Source organism: Planococcus salinus, assembly GCF_003719725.1.
Taxonomy (GTDB): domain Bacteria; phylum Bacillota; class Bacilli; order Bacillales_A; family Planococcaceae; genus Planococcus; species Planococcus salinus.
Genome location: NZ_RIAX01000004.1, coordinates 125,776 through 145,247, shown reverse-complemented (window position 1 = coordinate 145,247; position 19,472 = coordinate 125,776). Strand labels below are relative to the sequence as shown.

General features: G+C 41.5%; 15 protein-coding genes. 11 read left to right on the top strand and 4 right to left on the bottom strand.

Annotated elements, in window-relative coordinates; translation table 11 throughout:
* Positions 1-4 precede the first annotated feature (4 nt).
* The 3 genes from ilvA (at position 5) to EEX84_RS07325 (ending at position 3,979) form a co-directional block, all read left to right on the top strand.
* On the top strand, positions 5-988 hold the full coding sequence (ilvA, locus tag EEX84_RS07335; RefSeq protein WP_123164967.1) for a threonine ammonia-lyase: 984 nt from the start codon (positions 5-7) through the stop codon (positions 986-988).
* An 8-nt stretch (positions 989-996) separates the two neighbouring features.
* On the top strand, positions 997-2,202 hold the full coding sequence (locus tag EEX84_RS07330) for a metal-dependent hydrolase family protein (protein WP_123164966.1): 1,206 nt from the start codon (positions 997-999) through the stop codon (positions 2,200-2,202).
* Positions 2,203-2,425: 223 nt separating this feature from the next.
* The gene (locus tag EEX84_RS07325; protein ID WP_123164965.1) at positions 2,426-3,979 is read left to right on the top strand and encodes an AbgT family transporter; all 1,554 of its coding nucleotides are present in this window, start codon (positions 2,426-2,428) and stop codon (positions 3,977-3,979) included.
* Between the two features lie 185 nt (positions 3,980-4,164).
* Here the strand turns inward: EEX84_RS07325 and EEX84_RS07320 are convergent, their stop codons facing one another.
* The 3 genes from EEX84_RS07320 to EEX84_RS07310 form a co-directional block, all read right to left on the bottom strand.
* Positions 4,165-5,451 (bottom strand): L-lactate MFS transporter, encoded by a 1,287-nt coding sequence (locus EEX84_RS07320; protein ID WP_123164964.1) that lies wholly within the window; start codon positions 5,449-5,451, stop codon positions 4,165-4,167.
* A 535-nt stretch (positions 5,452-5,986) separates the two neighbouring features.
* The gene (locus EEX84_RS07315; protein WP_123164963.1) at positions 5,987-7,360 is read right to left on the bottom strand and encodes a hypothetical protein; all 1,374 of its coding nucleotides are present in this window, start codon (positions 7,358-7,360) and stop codon (positions 5,987-5,989) included.
* A gap of 162 nt (positions 7,361-7,522) precedes the next feature.
* Positions 7,523-8,878 carry a hypothetical protein gene (locus EEX84_RS07310; RefSeq protein ID WP_123164962.1) on the bottom strand — a complete coding sequence of 452 codons (1,356 nt, stop codon included), beginning with the start codon at positions 8,876-8,878 and terminating at the stop codon, positions 7,523-7,525.
* 748 nt (positions 8,879-9,626) lie between these two features.
* On the opposite strand from EEX84_RS07310, the gene EEX84_RS07305 reads away from it, so the two are divergent.
* Positions 9,627-11,363 (top strand): DUF262 domain-containing protein, encoded by a 1,737-nt coding sequence (locus EEX84_RS07305; protein ID WP_158599081.1) that lies wholly within the window; start codon positions 9,627-9,629, stop codon positions 11,361-11,363.
* A 946-nt stretch (positions 11,364-12,309) separates the two neighbouring features.
* Positions 12,310-12,618 carry a hypothetical protein gene (locus EEX84_RS07295; protein WP_148039015.1) on the top strand — a complete coding sequence of 103 codons (309 nt, stop codon included), beginning with the start codon at positions 12,310-12,312 and terminating at the stop codon, positions 12,616-12,618.
* Positions 12,619-12,651: 33 nt separating this feature from the next.
* Here the strand turns inward: EEX84_RS07295 and EEX84_RS07290 are convergent, their stop codons facing one another.
* The gene (locus tag EEX84_RS07290; protein ID WP_123164958.1) at positions 12,652-13,074 is read right to left on the bottom strand and encodes a very short patch repair endonuclease; all 423 of its coding nucleotides are present in this window, start codon (positions 13,072-13,074) and stop codon (positions 12,652-12,654) included.
* 196 nt (positions 13,075-13,270) lie between these two features.
* Between EEX84_RS07290 and EEX84_RS07285 the strand changes: the two genes are divergently transcribed.
* The 6 genes from EEX84_RS07285 to EEX84_RS07260 all read left to right on the top strand — a co-directional run bounded on the left by EEX84_RS07285 (position 13,271) and on the right by EEX84_RS07260 (position 19,245).
* The gene (locus EEX84_RS07285; protein WP_123164957.1) at positions 13,271-14,422 is read left to right on the top strand and encodes a DNA cytosine methyltransferase; all 1,152 of its coding nucleotides are present in this window, start codon (positions 13,271-13,273) and stop codon (positions 14,420-14,422) included.
* A gap of 359 nt (positions 14,423-14,781) precedes the next feature.
* The gene (locus EEX84_RS07280) at positions 14,782-15,369 is read left to right on the top strand and encodes a hypothetical protein (RefSeq protein ID WP_123164956.1); all 588 of its coding nucleotides are present in this window, start codon (positions 14,782-14,784) and stop codon (positions 15,367-15,369) included.
* Positions 15,370-15,542: 173 nt separating this feature from the next.
* Positions 15,543-15,779 (top strand): hypothetical protein, encoded by a 237-nt coding sequence (locus EEX84_RS07275; RefSeq protein ID WP_123164955.1) that lies wholly within the window; start codon positions 15,543-15,545, stop codon positions 15,777-15,779.
* 12 nt (positions 15,780-15,791) lie between these two features.
* Positions 15,792-17,585 carry a hypothetical protein gene (locus EEX84_RS07270; protein WP_123164954.1) on the top strand — a complete coding sequence of 598 codons (1,794 nt, stop codon included), beginning with the start codon at positions 15,792-15,794 and terminating at the stop codon, positions 17,583-17,585.
* Positions 17,582-18,466, top strand: coding sequence for a hypothetical protein (locus EEX84_RS07265; RefSeq protein WP_123164953.1), 885 nt, complete (start codon positions 17,582-17,584; stop codon positions 18,464-18,466). The genes EEX84_RS07270 and EEX84_RS07265 overlap by 4 nt, the downstream gene beginning before the upstream one ends.
* Positions 18,466-19,245 (top strand): DUF6339 family protein, encoded by a 780-nt coding sequence (locus EEX84_RS07260; RefSeq protein WP_123164952.1) that lies wholly within the window; start codon positions 18,466-18,468, stop codon positions 19,243-19,245. Before EEX84_RS07265 ends, EEX84_RS07260 begins: the two co-directional genes overlap by 1 nt.
* Positions 19,246-19,472: the final 227 nt, after the last annotated feature.

The following is a 19,472-nucleotide window of genomic DNA, read 5'->3' as shown; positions in this document are numbered from 1 at the left end:
TTCCATGTACATTACATTAGAGCAAGTATATCAAGCAAAGGCCAACTTAGCGGGAGTGATTATTCCGACTCCTCTTCAAGTCAGCCGGACTTTTTCAGAGTTGACCGGGAATGATATTTATCTGAAGACCGAGAATTTGCAAAAAACCGGTTCTTTTAAGTTGCGTGGAGCCTATAACAAAGTCGCCAATCTAACCGATCAGGAAAAGGAAAACGGAGTCGTGGCGTTTTCGGCGGGAAACCATGGGGCGGGCACAGCGTACGCAGCTCAGCAGCTGGGAGTGAGCGCTTCGGTCGTTATGCCGATGAATCCGGTCCAAAGTAAAAAGAATGCAATCATCCAATACGGCGCAAATGCAATCGAGTACGGGACAACTTCCATTGAGATGTATGAAAAAGCATTGGAGCTTCACCGGGAAGAAGGGCGTACGATGATTCATCCGTTCGAAGACCCTTATATCATTGCAGGACAAGGGACCATCGGGCTGGAAATCCTGAAAGAGTTACCGGAAACGGATGCCGTGATTGTTCCGGTGAGTGGGGGAGGGTTAATCTCCGGCGTTGCGGCCGCACTGAAAGAAATTAAACCGACGCTGAAAGTCATTGGTGTCAACACGGAAGGCGCCATGGCGATGTATACTTCTTTGCAACAGGGAAAACCTACAGAAGTCGATAAGGTGGATACCATCGCAGATGGCTTGATGGCTAAAAAACCGGGAGATCTGACATTTGCCCATACACAGCATTATGTCGATGATATGGTGCTTGTTTCCGAAGAGGCCATCGCCAATTGTGTAGCTTTTATGGCAGAACGGACAAAGCTTGTCGTAGAGCCATCTGGTGCAGCCGCCATGGCAGCAATGCTGAGTGGCAGGGTGGATGTTAAAGGGAAAAAGGTAGTGGTCATGGTCAGTGGAGGGAATATCAGCTTTGAACTTTACCAGTCGTTGATTCAAAAATATAACGAACGAAACTACATAAATCTGTGAGGTGCGGCATGAAATGTAAATTGACGAATATTCGGATTATCACGAATGGCGAGCAGGATGTCATCGAATCGGGAGAAGTTCTGTTCGATAAACAAGGCATTTTGGACGTCGGACAAACCGTGGAGACGGGAGAAGAACAAGTGACAGAGTTCGACGGTACGGGTTTGACCGTTTTGCCGAGCATGATCGACTCGCATGTTCACCTGGGGATGGATGCGTCTCCGGACCCGTTTGCAAAGATGAAAGAGGAAGAAGCGGCAGATATCGCTTTTCGGGCTGTTAAACAAGGTCAGGAGTTTTTGGCGGCGGGGATCACGGCCGTCCGTAATTTGGGAACCCGATACAATGCCGACATCAATTACCGGAATGCGGTGGAGGAAGGCACTATTACCGGTCCACGCGTTTTTGCGGCGGGCCGTCCGATTGTCATGACCGGCGGCCACGGCCATGTCATGGCGATTGAGGCAGATGGTTGCGAAGAAGTGACAAAAGCTGCTCGAGCCCAGTTGAAAGCGGGGGCTGATGTGCTGAAGATGATGGCGACTGGAGGCGTACTGACAAAGGGAACGGATCCCGGAGCCGTCCAGTTGTCGGAAGAAGAAATGCGCTGCATTTGCCAGGAAGCTGAACATGTTTCGAAAACGACCGCTGCGCACACAATTGGCACAGAAGGGATCAAAAATGCCATCCGTGCCGGCGTCACGACGATTGAACATGCTTACATGCTGGACACCGAAGCAGTGGAATTAATGATTGAAAAAGGGACCTTCCTGGTGCCGACGCTGATTGCCCCACGGTTGATTCTCGATCAGCCGGGTTCTGTGCCGGAATACATGATTTCAAAAGTGCAGAAAATCATCGATGACCATAGCGTCAGTTTTCAAATGGCGTTGGAAGCCGGAGTTCCGATTGCAGCAGGAACAGACGCAGGGACACCTTTTAATGTGCCGGGCCTGTTAGCGGATGAACTGGCACTGATGGTATCCAATGGAATGAGCGAAAAAGAAGCGATTCGTTCCGCGACCATCATGGCCGCCAAAGCTGTCCGGGCAGACGGCCTGATTGGTTCCATTGAAAAAGGGAAGGCTGCTGATCTGCTGGTGGTGGAAGGCAACCCGCTTGACGATATCGGAGCATTGAAAAATCCGAGCTTTGTTTTTATAGGTGGAAAGTTATTTTATGAAGCGAATAAAAACCCGGCGCTGCAAAAATGATTTTTAGCTTTTCAAGAGACTAAACGATGTCAAATTCACACTTGTTACAAGTTTAAACATTTTTTCAAAAATAAGTTGTAAGAGCGCAGGAAGCTGAGTATAATAAAAAGAAAGAATATTCAAACAATAAAGAGAGACTGCAAGCAACAGCAGGAAGACAAGGCAGCTGCCCGGTACTTTAAAAGAAGGACCGGGCAGCTGTTATTTCAAAGGGGGGAATAAGATGAGTACAACAACGGAAACAAAAGCTCAATTAAAAGCAAAAAGCAAAAAAAGAGGGGTTTTTGATAAGTTTCTGGATTTTATCGAGAGATACGGAAACAAACTGCCGGATCCGGTTTTCTTGTTCGTCATCATTGCTGTATTAATTTTGATTGCCTCGGCAATCTTCGGCGCATTAGGCACTTCTGCCGTAAATCCGGGGACTGGCGAGACAATTGAGGTGGTCAACCTATTGAATGGTGCTGGGTTTGTGATGATTCTGACAAATCTCATCACAAACTTTACCAGTTTCCCTCCGCTCGGCCTAGTGCTTGTCGTAATGCTGGGAGTTGGGGTAGCAGAATCTTCAGGACTGATTACAACATTCATGAAAACGACCATACTGGCTGCGCCTAAAAAAATCATCCTGCCGACAATTGTACTGGTAGCGATGCTGGGAAATGCCGCGGCGGATGCCGCCATGGTGGTGTTGCCGCCGATCGTCGCCATGATTTTCATCGCACTAGGCAGACACCCGATTGCCGGGTTGGCTGCGGCATATGCCTCAGTAGCCGGTGGCTTCAGTGCCAACTTGATTTTGAGCATGCTTGATCCGCTTGTCGCTGGATTTACGCAAGTGGGTGCCAATATCATCGATCCGGGCTATGTAGCGAACCCAGCCATGAACTACTATTTCTTGGCTATTTCTTGCATTGTGCTTGTACCGGTGGCCGTTTTGGTCACAACAAAAATTGTAGAACCCCGTTTAGGCGTATATGATGGCGAAGTGGAAAAAATGGATCCTGCCACAAAACTTGAGAAAAAAGGATTGCTTTGGGCAGGTGTATCGCTGGCTGTACTGACGGCCATCGTCTTGTATTTAACAATTCCGGAAGGTGCCTTGTTGCGTGATCCCGAAACCGGTTCGTTGACGGTCTCGCCATTTATGACCGGTATTGTACCGATCATGATGGTATTCTTCCTGGTACCGGCGTTGGTCTACGGTTTTATCACGAAAGTATTCAGATCCACTAAAGACATCGCAGATCATTTATCAAAATCGATGTCAACGATGGGCACATATATCGTCATCGCTTTCGTCGCGGCGCAAATGATCGCTTTCTTTACTTGGAGTAATCTCGGACCAATCACTGCTATTGCTGGGGCAGACCTGTTGCAGGGCATCGGTTTAACCGGATTGCCGCTGTTGATCGGTTTCATCATCGTTGCTGCATTGATCAACTTGATGGTGGCCAGTGCTTCGGCGAAATGGGCCATTCTTGCTCCTGTATTCGTTCCGATGTTCATGATTCTGGGGTACAGCCCGGCATTTACCCAATTGGCTTACCGGATCGGTGACTCCATTACTAACCCGATTACGCCAATGCTGGCTTACTTCGCCATCGCTTTAACGTTTGCGAAAAAATACGATAAGAAAATGGGTATCGGGACGTTCATGTCCGCGTTGCTCCCGTACTCGATCGCTTTTGCGGTGGTATGGATTATCTTATTTGCTGCCTGGTACGCTCTCGGATTCCCGCTTGGACCAGGGGAATATATTCGATTGAGTGAATAGGCGAACTGAATAACTTGATGGACAGCGAAGTTGAAAAACTGCTGATAAGAAAAGATAAACAAGCTAAAGCACCTTCGGATTTGAGCGTTCAAATCCGAAGATGCTTTTCTTTCTCTCTATAATAGATGCAATTCGTATAAAAAAGGCAGCTGATCCAGTCAGCTGCCTTCCCCTTATTCATTTCCTCACTGAGGATTAAGCCCTTCCGTTTCGGAAGAGTTTTCTGTTTCAGGATCATAATGCCCTTCAATACGCTTGATATCCCGGCGGATCAGCAGAGACATCAAGAGACCGATGATGACCAGTACCGTAAAGATGTAGAAGACTGGTACGTAGCTTCCTGTCTGTTCTCTGACCTGCGATACGATAGCCGGTCCGATGATGCCGCCAAGTGACCATGTAGTCAGCAGGTAGCCGTGGATGGCGCCGAGCTGCTTTGTGCCGAACAAGTCGCCGACAAAGGCCGGAAGATTCGAGAATCCACCGCCGTAACAGCTGACGATCACCAGGATGAATGCCTGGAAGATCAATACATTGGTGATGTTCGGCAGCATGATGAACGCGATCAGCTGCAGGATAAAGAACATCGTGAAGACGGTCGGGCGTCCGATATAGTCGGAGATGGCTGCCCAGCCAAGACGTCCGCCGCCGTTGAAGATACCCATGATGCCGACAAGCGTAGCCGCACCGGCCGCTGTCAGTCCGACGAGTTCCTGTGACATCGGCGAAGCGACGGAAATGATCATGATGCCGGCGCTGACGTTGATGAGCATCATAACCCATACCATCCAGAAGCGTCTCGTTTTTACGGCTTCTTTCGCTGTCAGTTGGGCCAGATCTTTTTTCATGACTTTTTGACCCGAAGCGATGGCCTGTTCCATTCCCTTTGGCATCCAACCTTCAGGTGGCGGGGCAATGTAGCTTGCGCCCAGCAGAATCAGCACGAAGTAGCTCGCGCCCAGTATATAGAACGTCGTGGTGACGCCCAGAGAGCCGATCAGGTTGGCTGCCACAGGTGCAGTGATCAGCGCACCGGCGCCAAAGCCCATAACCGCCATGCCTGTTGCCAGTCCCCGGCGGTCGGGAAACCATTTGACGAGTGTGGAGATCGGCGCGATATAGCCGACACCAAGTCCCAGTCCGCTTGCGAAACCGTAGGTAAGCAGGAACAGGGCGAGTGAATCGATCTGAATGGCAAAACCGGCTCCCGCCTGCCCGACACCGAACAGGAATGCGGCCAGAATAGCGGATTTCCGCGGTCCGTTCTTTTCTACAAAAGTTCCGAAGAAGGCAGCTGACAAACCGCCAAGTGCCATCATAATGGTAAATGCGTATGTAATTTCTGTCGGCGTCCAGCCCATTGTTTCGCTGATTGGTTTAGTGTACACGCTGTATGCGTATGCAGCACCGATCGACAGCTGGATCGCGATGGCGGATAAAGCAATCAGCCATCTGTTTTTATTCGTTCCCATGATGTGTATCCCCCTTGTGCAATGAATCCGTTTTCTTTAAAAAGCGGCATCTTTAGAGAATACAGGGTTTTTTAAAAGAAGACAAACTAATTTTAAGAGTGGGAATACTTTTGGTCCTTCTACTCTCAATAATAATTACAAAAATTTCAAGAAGAAAACGGAAATACGGCGGTTTTTTAATAAAAATTGGCATTAAAAGAAGGTGAAAGGAACCACTTTCTATGAAAAATGAATCATTTTTCAGGAATGGTGATTTTTCCAGAAAAAACAGCAGTCCAAGCAGTTAAAGAATGACCGAACCAGCATATTTTGATTTCAATAGATCGGCCGATGTTGAAAAGAGAATCAAGGAAAGGTGGCTCTTTTTTGCTCCCGACGTCTTCAGTATTTTGGCTATTTTTGTTCTTCCAATTCCCGACTCGTAATCTTTCCGCAGCTCTTTCTATGAACGAACAAAGAAAGTCACTTTTGACTCTGAAGAATTACGAAAGTGAAGCGAAGAGGAGAAGGGCAGTAAAACTCTTTGGTTTATGCATTAATTAATCCCGGTAAAATTTCCGAAGAAATACAACATGCCCGTCGCTGCATAACAAATCATCCACAGCAGCAACGAAAAGCCGAGATTCATTTTCAGAGCGATTTCAAACGGACTCTTTCTCGTGATGGCGGCCATAATCAGGTTCAGTCCGGAAAACGGCGAAACCAGAATGGCCACCATCCAACTGGCTAGAAATCCGACTGCCAAATACAGATGATCCTCCAAAAAAGCGGGCGACTGGCTCAATGTGATGGAGAGAATGGCCGCCGAGACGATGGGGTGGACGCCGATAATAGCGGGTATCGTCATCAAGACAAGAATCAGTGGAATCAGCATCAGGACATGGGTGATATTGAATGTTTCCAGCAAATACATGATTCCCCGGTCCGCTCCGTTTGCAAGCAGTGCCGTGCCGAACGCACCGGCAATGATGAACACCGACAATTCGTTGCCCATCGAAGGAAGTTTGCCGGTGAAAAAAGAACGGATATGTGAGGTGAACTGCTGTTTCGTGCTGATGAGCGATGTCCAAATGGCCGAGGCGGCAATGGCAATAACCGGAATGATTGCCAGAACGGACAGCTCCGTGAGGCTTTCAATGACCATGATCACAGCTGTGACGGCACTGATGATCAGCACCAGTTCCAGCACTTTCCGGTTGGCGGCTTTCAGTGCCGCACGGTCGGGTTTTTCAAAGTCATCCGCGATTTCCGCAGTATGCTTTCCTTCTATAAGATAGCCGACAACGACTGACAGGATGACCAGTATAATACCGATGGGGAACAGCTGCATCCAGCTGACATCGAAGTAGGAAATCACCAAACCGATGGAAATGAAATAAGGAGACCACATAAAAGACAGAACATAGCCCCTCGTCAATGCCTTGATCCGCACCGTATCAAAAGGCTGAAACGTGCGGGTGTCCGTCAGCTGATACAGAATGGGAATGGTGCCCAGGTTCATCACCGAGCCGATGCTGGCCATGGCGGTGATGGTGAACAGGTAAAGCTGGTGCGTCCGTTTGATGTAGAAAGAGAAGATAATTTCTATGTATTTCAAATATTGGCCCTGCTGAATCGGTATGGCGAGCAGCGGTACAAAGATAAAAATTGCTAAAATATTGCTGTTCGTATCGAGGCCGAAAAAGAACTGCTGCAGACCTTCCCGGCTGAAATCCATCAAAAGTGCACCGGCCGTCAGTGTTGAGATCAGAATCTTCCCGGTACGGTTCAAATACGGAAAGTAGGACACGAGCACGACCAGAGCGAATAGGCAGATCAGCAGGTCGGCAAAAGGGATAGGAAAATACTGGGATGCTAAATACGTGCTGCCCATCAGTAAGGTGCTGGCAGGCCTTATGACTGGTTTCATGAAAAGGACTCCTTCGGAAGTTTTGGAAGATCTATACTTTTTAATATGGCAGAATGTAAGTAGCCTCAAAAATTAGTCAGTGCTCTCAAAGCGAAGAGAAACGGAGCAACCATTAACCTCTTTGAAGCGGATAGGTTAGACAAAGAAAACCAGTTAAGGCTCTTACAAAACGAAATACAGCAAAACCGTAGCTGCGTAACAGACTACCCACATAAACAAGCCGAATCCCAAATTGTCTTTCAAGGCGATTTCAAACGAGTTTTTCCGCGTGATAGCACCCATCAGTAAGTTCACCCCTGAGAACGGAGAGATGAGAATGGACGCCATCCAACTGTAGAGCAGGCCGAGACTGACAAACAGATGCGCATCGTCAAACAGCGATGCCTGACTTAACGTGATGGCCAGAATGGTGGCGGTGATGAGCGGATGGACACCGAGCATCGCCGGTATGATGAAGAAAAGCGCCATCAGCGGAATGAGCATCAACACATGGGTGATGTTCAACGCCTCCAGCAGATACATGATCCCCTCACCGATGCCGTTGTTGAGGAGAGCGGTGCCAAAAGCACCTGCCACGATGAACGTCGCCAGTTCATTGCCCATGGCCGGCAGTTTGTCACTGAAAAAAGACCGGTAGTCATGAACAAATTCCTCTTTCGTGCTGATCGCATAAGACCAGGTGACGGACGTGATGATGGAAGCAATCGGAATGAGAGCCAGGACGGAAAGAGGTGAATAGCTCTGGGCGATCATGATGGCGGCCGTCAGAGCGCCGATGATGGCCAGCAATTCGAGCACTTTGCGTCTGGCCTTTTTCAATGCTGCCGCATCAGGTGCTTCAAATGTCTGCGGAATGGCCAGTGCGCGTTTCTTTTCCATCAAAACACCGATGGATATGAACAGGATACCCAGGACCAGCCCTATTGGAAGAATTTGAAGCCAGGTAACATCGAAATAGGAAATGACCAAGCCGATCGACACGAAATAAGGTGACCCCATAAATGCCAGCACGAATCCTCTGTTCAGAGCTTTGGTTCGCAGCGTGGCAAAATCCTTAAAGGATTCGGTCTCCGTCAATTGATAAAGAATCGGAAGGGCGCCCATGTTCATGACCGAACCGATGCTGACAGCCGAAACGGTCGAGAACAGGTAAAGATGATGCGTCTTTTTGATGGAAAAAGAAAAAATGACTTCTATGTATTGCAGATAATTGCCGCGCTGAATAGGAATCGAAAGCAGCGGCACAAAGATGAAAATCGCCAAAACGTTGAGATTCGTCTCAAGACCGAAAAAGAACTGCTGCAGGCCTTCCCAGCTGAGGTCCAGCAAAAGGGCACTGACGGTCAACGCCGTAATGACGGTTTTCCCCAAACGGTTCAAATACGGAAAGTACGAAATGAGCACAAGCAGCGCAAGCAGGCTGATGCCGAACGAAACATATGGAATCGGAAAAAACAGCGACAGCAAATACAGGCCGCCCATCAGCAGCGTGCCCAGCGGCCGGATGATTGGTTTCATGACAAGAGCTCCTTTAGTCGTTTCAATGGTAGTTAGAGAGAATGAATCGGTCTATCCTTTTAGTTTGACATAAAATGAGTGAATAGTCTGTAAAATATTGTTTGTTTTATGGAAATGAAGAAAAAGGAAAGTCGTCTGGATCTTAAACTATTCGGGCAAGTCGGATATACTAGATAAGTTGAACTTAATAATTTCGGCTCGTCGATATTCCGCAAAACAGCTGCGCTTTCCTGCGGGCTTGGGCTGAACTAACTAAACACCTGAGTTAGTTCAGCCCAAGCCGACCCCTTACTGCTTTCGCGAAACCCCCGCTGTTTTGTTCCATACCAGATTAGATAGTATTTTTTATGTAAAAGATATATAAAAAGACATTTACGGAGGTGCTGAAGACAAACCCAATAAGATAATATTTCTAAGTAATGTAGGGAAGGAGCAAGTTCTGGCTGAAGTATCTGTAATGACCGCTACCACCAAGTCCAGCCGGAAAGATTTAAAAATATATTCTATATTTTAATAGTGCTTGAAAATGAGTCTAAGGCAAGGGCTCTCTTCTATAGGTTTATTTACATCGGTTATCTGATACTCCCATAAACTGGTTATGGATGTTAAAATGTATAACATAAAATAGTGAAAAATTAATAGAAGGAAGTATCGCTATTTAAACAAGATTAGAAAAATTTAATACAAGAAAGTTCATAATGCAGTTTGATATAAAATGAGAAGAACACAGTCAGGAAGGGGAAAAATAATGTCCATGACAAAATACTTTAATTCAGATGGGCTAGTGAGTATAGAAAGGTTACTCAGTGGACAGGATTTTTATGAAATTCCTGTATTACAAAGAAATTACGTCTGGTCGAAAAACAATATCCAAGATTTATTGGATGATATTAATGCTAGTATGGATGAGGACAAAAATCAGGATTACTTTATAGGTAGCATGGTATTTATTGAAAAAGATAGCAGGAAGGTTGTTATAGATGGTCAGCAAAGAATAACCACATTGTCATTGATCTTTTCAAGTGCAATAAAAAAATTCGAAGAGCATGGGTTAAAAGATTTTTCGGGACTCTACGCTAAATATTTATACGATAGCACTCATTCTGGTGGAGATATAGTAAAAAGAAATCGTTTAAAACAGCATACTAAAGATAATGATTTTTACTCAGATCTTATAAGAACTAACAAATCTTTTAACGCCTCTACTACTTCACAGAAAAACATGCAGAGTGCCAAAGAATTTATAGACAATGAAATTAAAGGGATGGATATCGATATATTAAAAGATTTTGTGGCCTATTTATCAAAGCGGGTATTCGTAGTTTCTATGGTTGCAAGTGATTTTAATATTGCTTTTCGAATATTTGAAACATTGAACGATCGGGGAGCGAAATTGCAACCAGAAGATTTATTGAAAAATATGTTGCTTAAAAATTTAAAAGAAGAGACATATGAAGAAGTTGCTAATAAGTGGGATTCATTTATTAAAGTTCTCACTACTGAACAGGGAACTACGAAAGTCTCTACATCTACATTTCTTAAACATTATATAATGTCCAGAGGGGTATTGGTTCAAAAGGCTAAGTTGTTTGAAGCTATTGAAAAAAACCAAAAACCTCAAACCAAAGAACCTATTTTAGAGTTTGATTTAGACACAGACCGCGATGTTAAGAAATTTATAAATGATTTATATGAAGAATCAATACTTTATGTGAAAGCTATGGAAGGTAAGTATGATAAAGCAATTGACCGTTGTATGAGGCTGGGAATCAAGCAAACTTTGGTAATCGTTCTAGCTTCAAAAGATTTAGAAGAGACTAAAAAAAGAAAAGTGTATGATCTTATGGAGTCGTTGATTTTTTCTATTGCAATTACAAATGCTAGGACTAACGAGCTGGAGAAGAGCCTCTTTAAGGTTGCCGGTAAATTAAGAAAAGGAAATGAAAAGCCAGAAATGTTTGAAGAGGCAATTCGAAATTTGGAAACATTAGTTATAGAAAAGAAAGGACTGACATTGAATTCTTTACGAGAGTTCAAATTGACTTCTAAGCAAGCAGACCGAAAAAAGGCTAAGTATATATTAGAAAAAATGGCTTCTTCATTAGATGAAATTGACCATTCTGCTGGAACAATAGAGCATATAATGCCTGAAGAGAAGTCCGACGGGTGGCTTCACATTAAGAGAAACAGTGAAGAATATGATGAATTAGTATCAAGACTAGGAAACTTAACTCTTTTGAATTTCTCAAATAACAGTTCCTTAAAAAATAAGCCATTTCAAGAAAAAGTAAAAGTATATAAAAATCAACCTTTTATCACTAAATCAATAGTTGAAAAAATTGAAACTGGAACAAAAAATACAAAATTAGATAAAGCTCTTCGAGCATATAATTATGCCCCGACCGAAATTTGGGATGAAAAAGAAATTAAAAGAAGGACGGAGGCGATGGTAAGGTTGGGAGAATTTATTTGGTTTCAATTATAAGAATTAAATATGAATAATCAATATTTTTGTTAGGCCAGGGTTTAAATTACACTGGTCTGCGAATTTATTATTTGAAAAGAAGAAACAATGTACAGATAACTTAATCAATTTCATAAATCTGAGTCCTTGTGGCTCGGAGGTTAAAATAATAAGAAAATAGAGTAACTGGAAGGGCTGAAATTTGTTTTAACAATTCTTTCCGTAATACGGAAGACCTTCAAGTTTCTGCTTTTCTTAAGATTCTTGCAGTCGCTAATGAAAGCCATAAAGAAAAAACAGAAACTGAAATTGACGGAGCTTTTCTTTCTGCTATTTTGACTTCTAAAGTGCTTCAAAGTGCAGTGCGATTATACCGAGCTGAGAGACTATGGCCAGGGGGTGCGCTGCGGATTCCAGCTGAAAAACAAGCTAGCACAGCTTAGAAACTGGCAGAGCTGGATGCGAGGTATTCGTTCAGAGAGGGCTATGTGATCTGGCCCAAACGCTTTGCGGAACATGCCGGTTTGGATGTGGATAGTTATAAAGCGAGTTCTTACGGTTCGGTTATACCGGCATCGATATCAGCTGAAAGTCTGCCGCATGGTTCATCAGCACTTAGTAGATTATCCTTTGATTCAGGCAATGACAAAAGGGGAAATTATGGCTATTTTAAAGCAGAAGCTGACGGAAAGAGAAGCACAAAAATACACAGCGTTAGTTACTAGCTTTCCATACTATACGGTCTAGAATGAAGTTTTTGTTGAATTCTATTTAAATGAAGAAAATGAACGGATGAGATATAAAGGCGCAATAGGCTTTGAGGTGGAATTGCGTCCGAAACCAGCTGGAGGTAACGTGCAAACTGTAGTCGAAATTCTAATTCATATAGATGAAGGAAAGTATCTGTATTATCAATGCTAAGATGTATCGGCCAAAATTTCCTCTTTTAGCAAAGCTAGTCACACATATGGGTTCCGATTATCTGCCAAACTATCAAGGCTACAAAGGAAAAAACGTTTCTTCATTTGGTTATGTAACCGTAAGCGACTGGGGTGGAGAGTGTAACCTGAAAAAAATTATGGAAAAAGCCAGCGTTACGATTTCTGAAAGTAATGTTCAAGGTGCTCTAATAACAGCAAATGCACTGCTGGGATTTCTGGATTACTGTCTCAATAATGAAATTGAAATCGAAGAAAGAAAGAGCCTATTCTTGTCATGTTTCACGAACAAGGGGTATCGAACCGTTGCAGAAATGCTCCGCTCTGAAAACCAATAACTAGAAAAAGCAAAAAGCCAAAGGGGTTCTTCTTCAGGAAGAACGCTCTTTGGCTTTTTGGATAAATTGGGCCAGTTCTTCGGCTGTTTTTTCAAGATCTTCTTTCACCTGATGCTCCCAGATTCTTTTGATGAACCAGCCTTTTTCTTTGTAATATGCTGTTACTTCCTTATCTCTTTCTTTATTTCTAGCAAGCTTTTTCGTCCAGTAATCCTGATTGCTTTTCGGCTGATTTCCGTGAATTTCACAGGCATGCCAAAAACAGGAGTCAATAAAAATAACGGTTTTATATTTCTTTATAGAAATGTCAGGTTTGCCGAACAATGTACGGTCATTTTTCCGGAAACGATACCCTTTGTTCCAAAGTATACGGGAAACCTTATTCTCCAGTTTTGACTGAGACCGGATGGCCTGCATATTTTTTCGGCGCTGTTCTTTGGTTATTGTATCTGCCATAGTCTATCCCTCACTTTACTATTACTATTCCCGGTAAGCTACGGCGATACACCAAATTAGCCTATGACTTTTACTAGAATAAACTGACATAAAGGCTGGGGGCTGCTTTTTTTTGCGTTACCGTGTACAATAAGAAGCATAGAGGTATGCAAGAACATATTTTCGTATAAAAAAACCACTAAGGAGCGATTTTTATATGATATTTAAAAAAGGCGAACTTTTTAACGGTCCAGGTGGGCTGAGTTTAGCAGCGAAAAAAGCACGGGTCATTCATCCCGAAACAGGAGAAGAGTTTCGAATTGATCATCTTTGGTCAAATGATTACGATGCTACAGCATGTGAAACTTTCCGATTAAATATATGCGAAAATCCAGACGATCCATCTGTGCACTGGGGGCCTGTCGAAGACCTGCCAATCGGCGATAAATCGATTCTTGAGGATATCGATTGTTTTGCTTTCGGTTTTCCCTGCAATGATTTCAGTATTGTCGGCGAATCAAAAGGGCTGGGAGGCAAGTTCGGGCCTTTATATTCGTACGGAGTCAAAGTACTGAAAGACTACCAGCCGAAATTTTTCGTGGCTGAGAATGTGGGGGGACTTCAAAGTGCCAATGAAGGAAAAGCCTTTATTCAAATTCTGACGGAACTGGAAGAGTGCGGATATAAGCTGACTCCTCATTTGTACAAGTTCCAGGAATACGGCGTACCTCAGGCAAGACACCGGATTATCATTGTCGGCATACGGAACGATCTGCGCGAACAAGGAATTGAATTCAAAGTGCCGGCACCGACCACCCTGGCGTCAACTGACTATAAAACGGCGTCTGAAGCTATTTTGAATCCGCCGATTCCGGAAGATGCGCCGAATCATGATATGCCGAAACATACGGCTAAAGTAAAGGAAATGCTGAGCTACATACCGCCGGGGAGCAACGCTTGGTATCCGGGAATTCCCGAACATTTGCAACTGAAAGTAAAAGGCGCAAGAATGAGTTCTATTTATAAGCGGTTAGATCCGGATCGTCCTGCATATACAGTAACTGGCAGCGGCGGCGGCGGAACGCATATGTACCATTGGGATGAACTGCGGGCTTTAACAAATAGAGAAAGAGCGCGTCTGCAGACGTTTCCGGATGACTTTGTTTTCGCTGGAAGCAAAGAAGCTGTCCGAAAACAGATTGGCATGGCTGTACCGCCGCTTGGGGCACAAGTTGTATTTGAAGCAATCTTAAAATCCTTTGCCGGCATTGAATATGATTATGTAGAACCTGCACCAAAACTCCAATTAGAGAATTTGAGAGGGAAAAAGAAAGTCGTTATAAAAGAAGTTGTAGAAAGCGTCGTATAACAATAGAGGTTATGATTTAAAGGGATGCGGAAAATTTTTCTGCATCTCTTTTTGTATTGAATTTTACAATTTGCTTTAAAAGAAAATAACTAATTAGAATTTAATGATATTATTGACTTTACTGATAAAAGTCTTTATACCTAAAAACTGGAGGGCAACGTGTGAGAATAAATTTAGAGAGTGAAGAAATCTCAATGTGCATAAAGTTTGCTGAGGACGCGTGAAATCTGAGAAGTCAAAGTCTAAAGCATTTTGGAGGTTCAAAAAGAACAAAAGAACAAAAGAACAAAAGAACAAAAGAACAATTTATCGCGGATCAAATTGAAGGGAAGCTTGCAGAATGTATTTTTTAAAAATTTATGAAAGAAAAAGGGACAGAGATTAATCTTGATTTTGATCATTACGAAGGGGAATTGAATACGGATTCAGGGGATCTTACATTTAATAAAAATGAAGTTATTTTTGAAGTTCCTGTAGATATAAAGGGAACCTCGCATTTTGCACAATGCCTTTTGGTTGAAGAGTACAAGTTTTTTGATATAAATACACGCCTTCACAAATCACGTGCCTTTGTACTGATTGCTTTTGATAAGACATTTCCAGGAAATCGCGTGCTGAGAAAAAATCCGAGAACTATATTGAACCAGAGAATCTCCGGAGAATGCAAAGGATGGGAAAAAACTGAAGACTTTTATGCCAACGATAAAGGTTTATGGTTTTCGTGGAGAAAAGGTGACTATCCTTGGCAAGGGCGTGTCTTGCCTGCAATTGTTCCTTACAATCGTGTAGCACTCGAAAGATACTTGCAAAAATCTGTTCCAGGATGCGAGGAACGCGAAAGGGCTACTAAAACTTCTGTTCCTTTAGAAGCAGAATTAAATTATGGATTACCGGTAAAATGGTTGAAAAATAATTGGGCTGATTTTATTTCAGAGTACACAAAATAGAGAAGCAGCTGTTAAATTAAAGTGCAGATATTTATTCTGCTCTTTTTTATTAGAATAAACACTCAATACAAGTGCAACAAATAATTACATATATTGAATATATGTACATATATTCAATATATAGTTTACGTTATTTATTTATTGTGGTAATTTAAACTAAAGGAGTGGTAAGAATGAACGAAAAAAAAGAAAAAATGATGAAATTTGAAAGAATAGCTGAAAAACGAGTTTCTGATGTATTGAAGAAAATGCAACTGATTGGAAATTTAGCAAATAAAAATAACTATGAGTATACAGACAAGCACGTTAAGCAGATTATTGACTCCTTAGAAAATGAATTGAAGGCGCTAAAAAATAAATTCGCTGAAGGAAGCACTGAAAAAATTACAGAGTTTAAATTTAAATCATAGGAGGTTTTATATATGGGAAATATAGGATGGGAACTGCCTTCTACTAACGGAGGAAGAGAAGATGGGTTGAATGATTCGGGTATTTCATACTTTCAGGCAAATCCTGTTAAGTCTCTTACAAGAGAGGTTATACAAGATTCTCTTGATGCTAGAAGAAATAATAATAAACCTTCAATAGTAGAATTTACAAGAAAAGACTTAGAAAGAGAAGCTATTCCAGGTATAGATGAGCTAATGAGTATTTTTGAAACGGCTACTCAGTTCTACAAAGAAAACCCAAATGAAACTTATCATTTTTTTAATAAGGGCTATGACGCGTTGCAAAAAAAGACTGTTTCAGTTTTAGCAATTCGTGACCGAAATACAACAGGTTTAACGAAAGTAGGAGAAACTAAAGACAGCCACTTTCATAGGTTGACAAAGACTACTGGAGATACAGCCAAAACCGGAACATCGAACGGGTCTTTTGGTATTGGTAAACACGCCCCTTTCGCAGCATCAATTTTTAGAGCGATGTTGTATGGAACTTTAAATACAGACGAAGGTATGAATAAAGGCTTTCAAGGAGTAATAAAAATTGCTAGTTATGATAGAGGAGAGGAGTTTCCTACACAAGGAACGGGTTTCTATGGACATAAAAAAGGCTTTCTTCCGTTAACTGACTTGTCTGGATTAGATCCTTTCTTTAAAAGACAAGATGGCGATTTTGGAACTGATAAGTTTATTCTTGGATTTGAAGAAAAGAATAATTGGGAAAAAATTGTGATTGAAGAATCGGTTTCTAATTATATGTGGGCCATAATTAATGGTTCTCTTGAGATAGTAGTCGGTCAAACTGTTATAAATAAAGATACGCTAAAAACAGTAATAGAAAAAATTGCTGAGTTTAACCCAAAAAGCACATGTCTAGAGTTTTACTTAACCTTAACTTCACCTGATGCGGTAATTAGAAGCAAGGAATTTCAAACTGAAGATGGCCAGAAAGAAACGATGAAATTATTTTTATTGAAAGCCAAAGAGTTTAATAAAAGAGTTTCTCTAATTAGAGGGACAGGAATGAAAATTTATGAAAAAGGCCACTTTAGAACACCTGACGCCTTTGCGGGAACCCTTATTGTAGAAGGCGAAGAGCTTAACAAGGTGGTTCGAAAAATGGAACCGCCTACTCATGATGACTGGAAGCCGGGGCTTTATAAAAAGAATCCGAAGTATGCCGAAAAGTTAAAGAAAGAACTTTACAAATGGTTAAATGATGAGGTGAACGCTATAACTCCAAAATATGAGAAAGATTCTCTTGAACTACCTGGTTTGGAAGGCGTATTACCCAGTTTAAATCAAGAAGAAAATCCTGCTGAAGAGATCGACCTTACTTCTAATAAAGAAAAAATCAATTCTATCGCTATAGTCAGTAATTCAATGAACAAGCGTGACCCGAAGGCTCGGAAGCGTAAAAAACGAATACCAAATCCGCGTCCGACCAAACCTCAGAAAGAGCCAGCTAATAAAATTACGAAGGCAGAAATTAATAGGATGAGAGCCTTTTGTATAGATGAAAAAAGTGGACAGTATAGATTGGTGGTTAACCCGGTGAAGTCAGGAGAAGCCTTAATCGAGGTAAAACTGATAGGTGAAAGCATCACTGAACATGCTAAAATTTATAACGCTATTGAAGATCAAACAGGCAATAAAATTGAAATAAATGAGAATGTATTGGGGCCATTGCATTTAATTAAAGGTGCAAATAAGACAATTACAATTAGCTTAGACCAAGTTACTCGATATTCTCTGGAGGTGTCGGCAAAATGAGGGTAAAAGTTAGAAACTTTCCTCATCCAGTTTTAAATCCTGTCAGTGATGATTTTCTAAAAGGCTTTTTTAAAGGAGAAATTATTGAGCAGACTGAGGAAAATGACATGTTGGAGTTTAATATCAATTTAAGTTTAAATAATCCTGACTTACAAAACCTTATTCAAACTAAAAAAGTGAGTTTCAATATTCACTTCGAATGTAATTCTACAATGCAACGCTTAACGTTTTCGGAATATCAACCTGTATTTAAAATTTCTATAGCAAAAGAACTTTTAAATAAAAAAGTAGATGTAAACTTTTTTATTCTAGCAGATCAGAAAATTGAGAATTACACAAATCTAGATGCTCACCCCGATTATGCAGGTGTGAAATTCGGAATTCAAAAAGGGGACATCCTAGCATTCAGTGAATCACAAACCATATATATTGAGAAACAGCCAATGTCGAATACGAATAGTATTTTTAAAGTCAGTAAAGCTACCGATCCTAAAGCACCGTCTATAAGTATCAGTTTAAGTGAGAATCAGATAGAGATTGGAATTCCGGAAGCATCCTATGAAAAAGTAGGACACTTACAGGCATACGGGGACGATTGCAATAAAATTTTAATTTCGATGCTATATTTACCAGCTTTAATCGATACTTTGTTCAATGTTCAAGATATTGCCCGAAGAGATGATTATGGACTAGAAGAGATTGCCGGATTAGATTGGTACAGAACTTTAGAAAAAAGACTGCAAAAGATGGGTTACAACATTGCTGAATTAAACTTCGAAGAGATAACACAAATTTCTTATGACTTGCTTAATTCGTCTTCAGAAGCTCCCTTAGTTTCGCTTGAAAATATCATCTACAACAGAGAAGGAGATGATGATTGATGGCTTATAAGATAATGAAAGAAGCAGTGCTGAATGATTTAAAAGAAAATATTAATGAAAATAAAGTTTCTTATAATTCATTTGAAAATGATGAGTTCTTAAATGAATTACAAGAAAAGGATAATCAACAAAACGCTATTTTAGAGGTTTCTGACCCTTCAAATAGAAGTAAGGAAGACTTAGAAAATGCAATAAAGCTGTATGAACACTTTGAAGAACTACCATTGACCTTGGCCTCAGATGAAAAGTTTTGGGCATATTTAACACATACTTCGTTCTGGGAGTATATGTGTAAGAGGTGGCCTATAAGTGCAGCTGAAGGAAATGAAGTTGAATTTATTAAAACTCGTTATTTCTTCAGTTCTAAAAATAAAACATTTTATCGGAACGGCCTTTCTAGGCTATGGTGGTTTGTGCATTTGACCTATGATTCAAATAAACAAGACCCTTATTATTACACGCGTATCATCTTAAGTTATCAAGATTTGGCAAATTTATTGATAGAAACAACCAATCTTTCTCGTAATAAGACAGTTTTGAAAGCTATTCTGGAAGTTATTTTGAAAGTCGAAGAACTTGAAGAAGAAAATAAAATACAGAAATTGAAAAATAAAAGAGTGTTTTTGCGAGAAATAGCTAAGTATATAAATCTCGTGGGTGGTGTTACAGTTTGGGATAGATTGAATGAAAAAGAAGCTTTTGATAAAACGTGGCATTTTGTGGAATCTCAAATTGAATATATCCATGATGTAAAATTTGAACAGTATATTACAAAATAAGCTTTTATAAAATCTTTAAATCAATTCAAAAGAATCGCAAAACAGAATAAGTGATCCTATCAAAAACGATGGTTTGTCAGAGGCAGAGAAAAAGCGTCTATCCTTCTTCTCTGCCTCTCTTCTTTGTCTCATAATTCTTTTCAAAATCAATCTATCATAATTGTTGGACAAAAATAATTTTGAAAAGAAATAGGGAAGAAAAATGTCGAATTTTGAATTGGTTATTC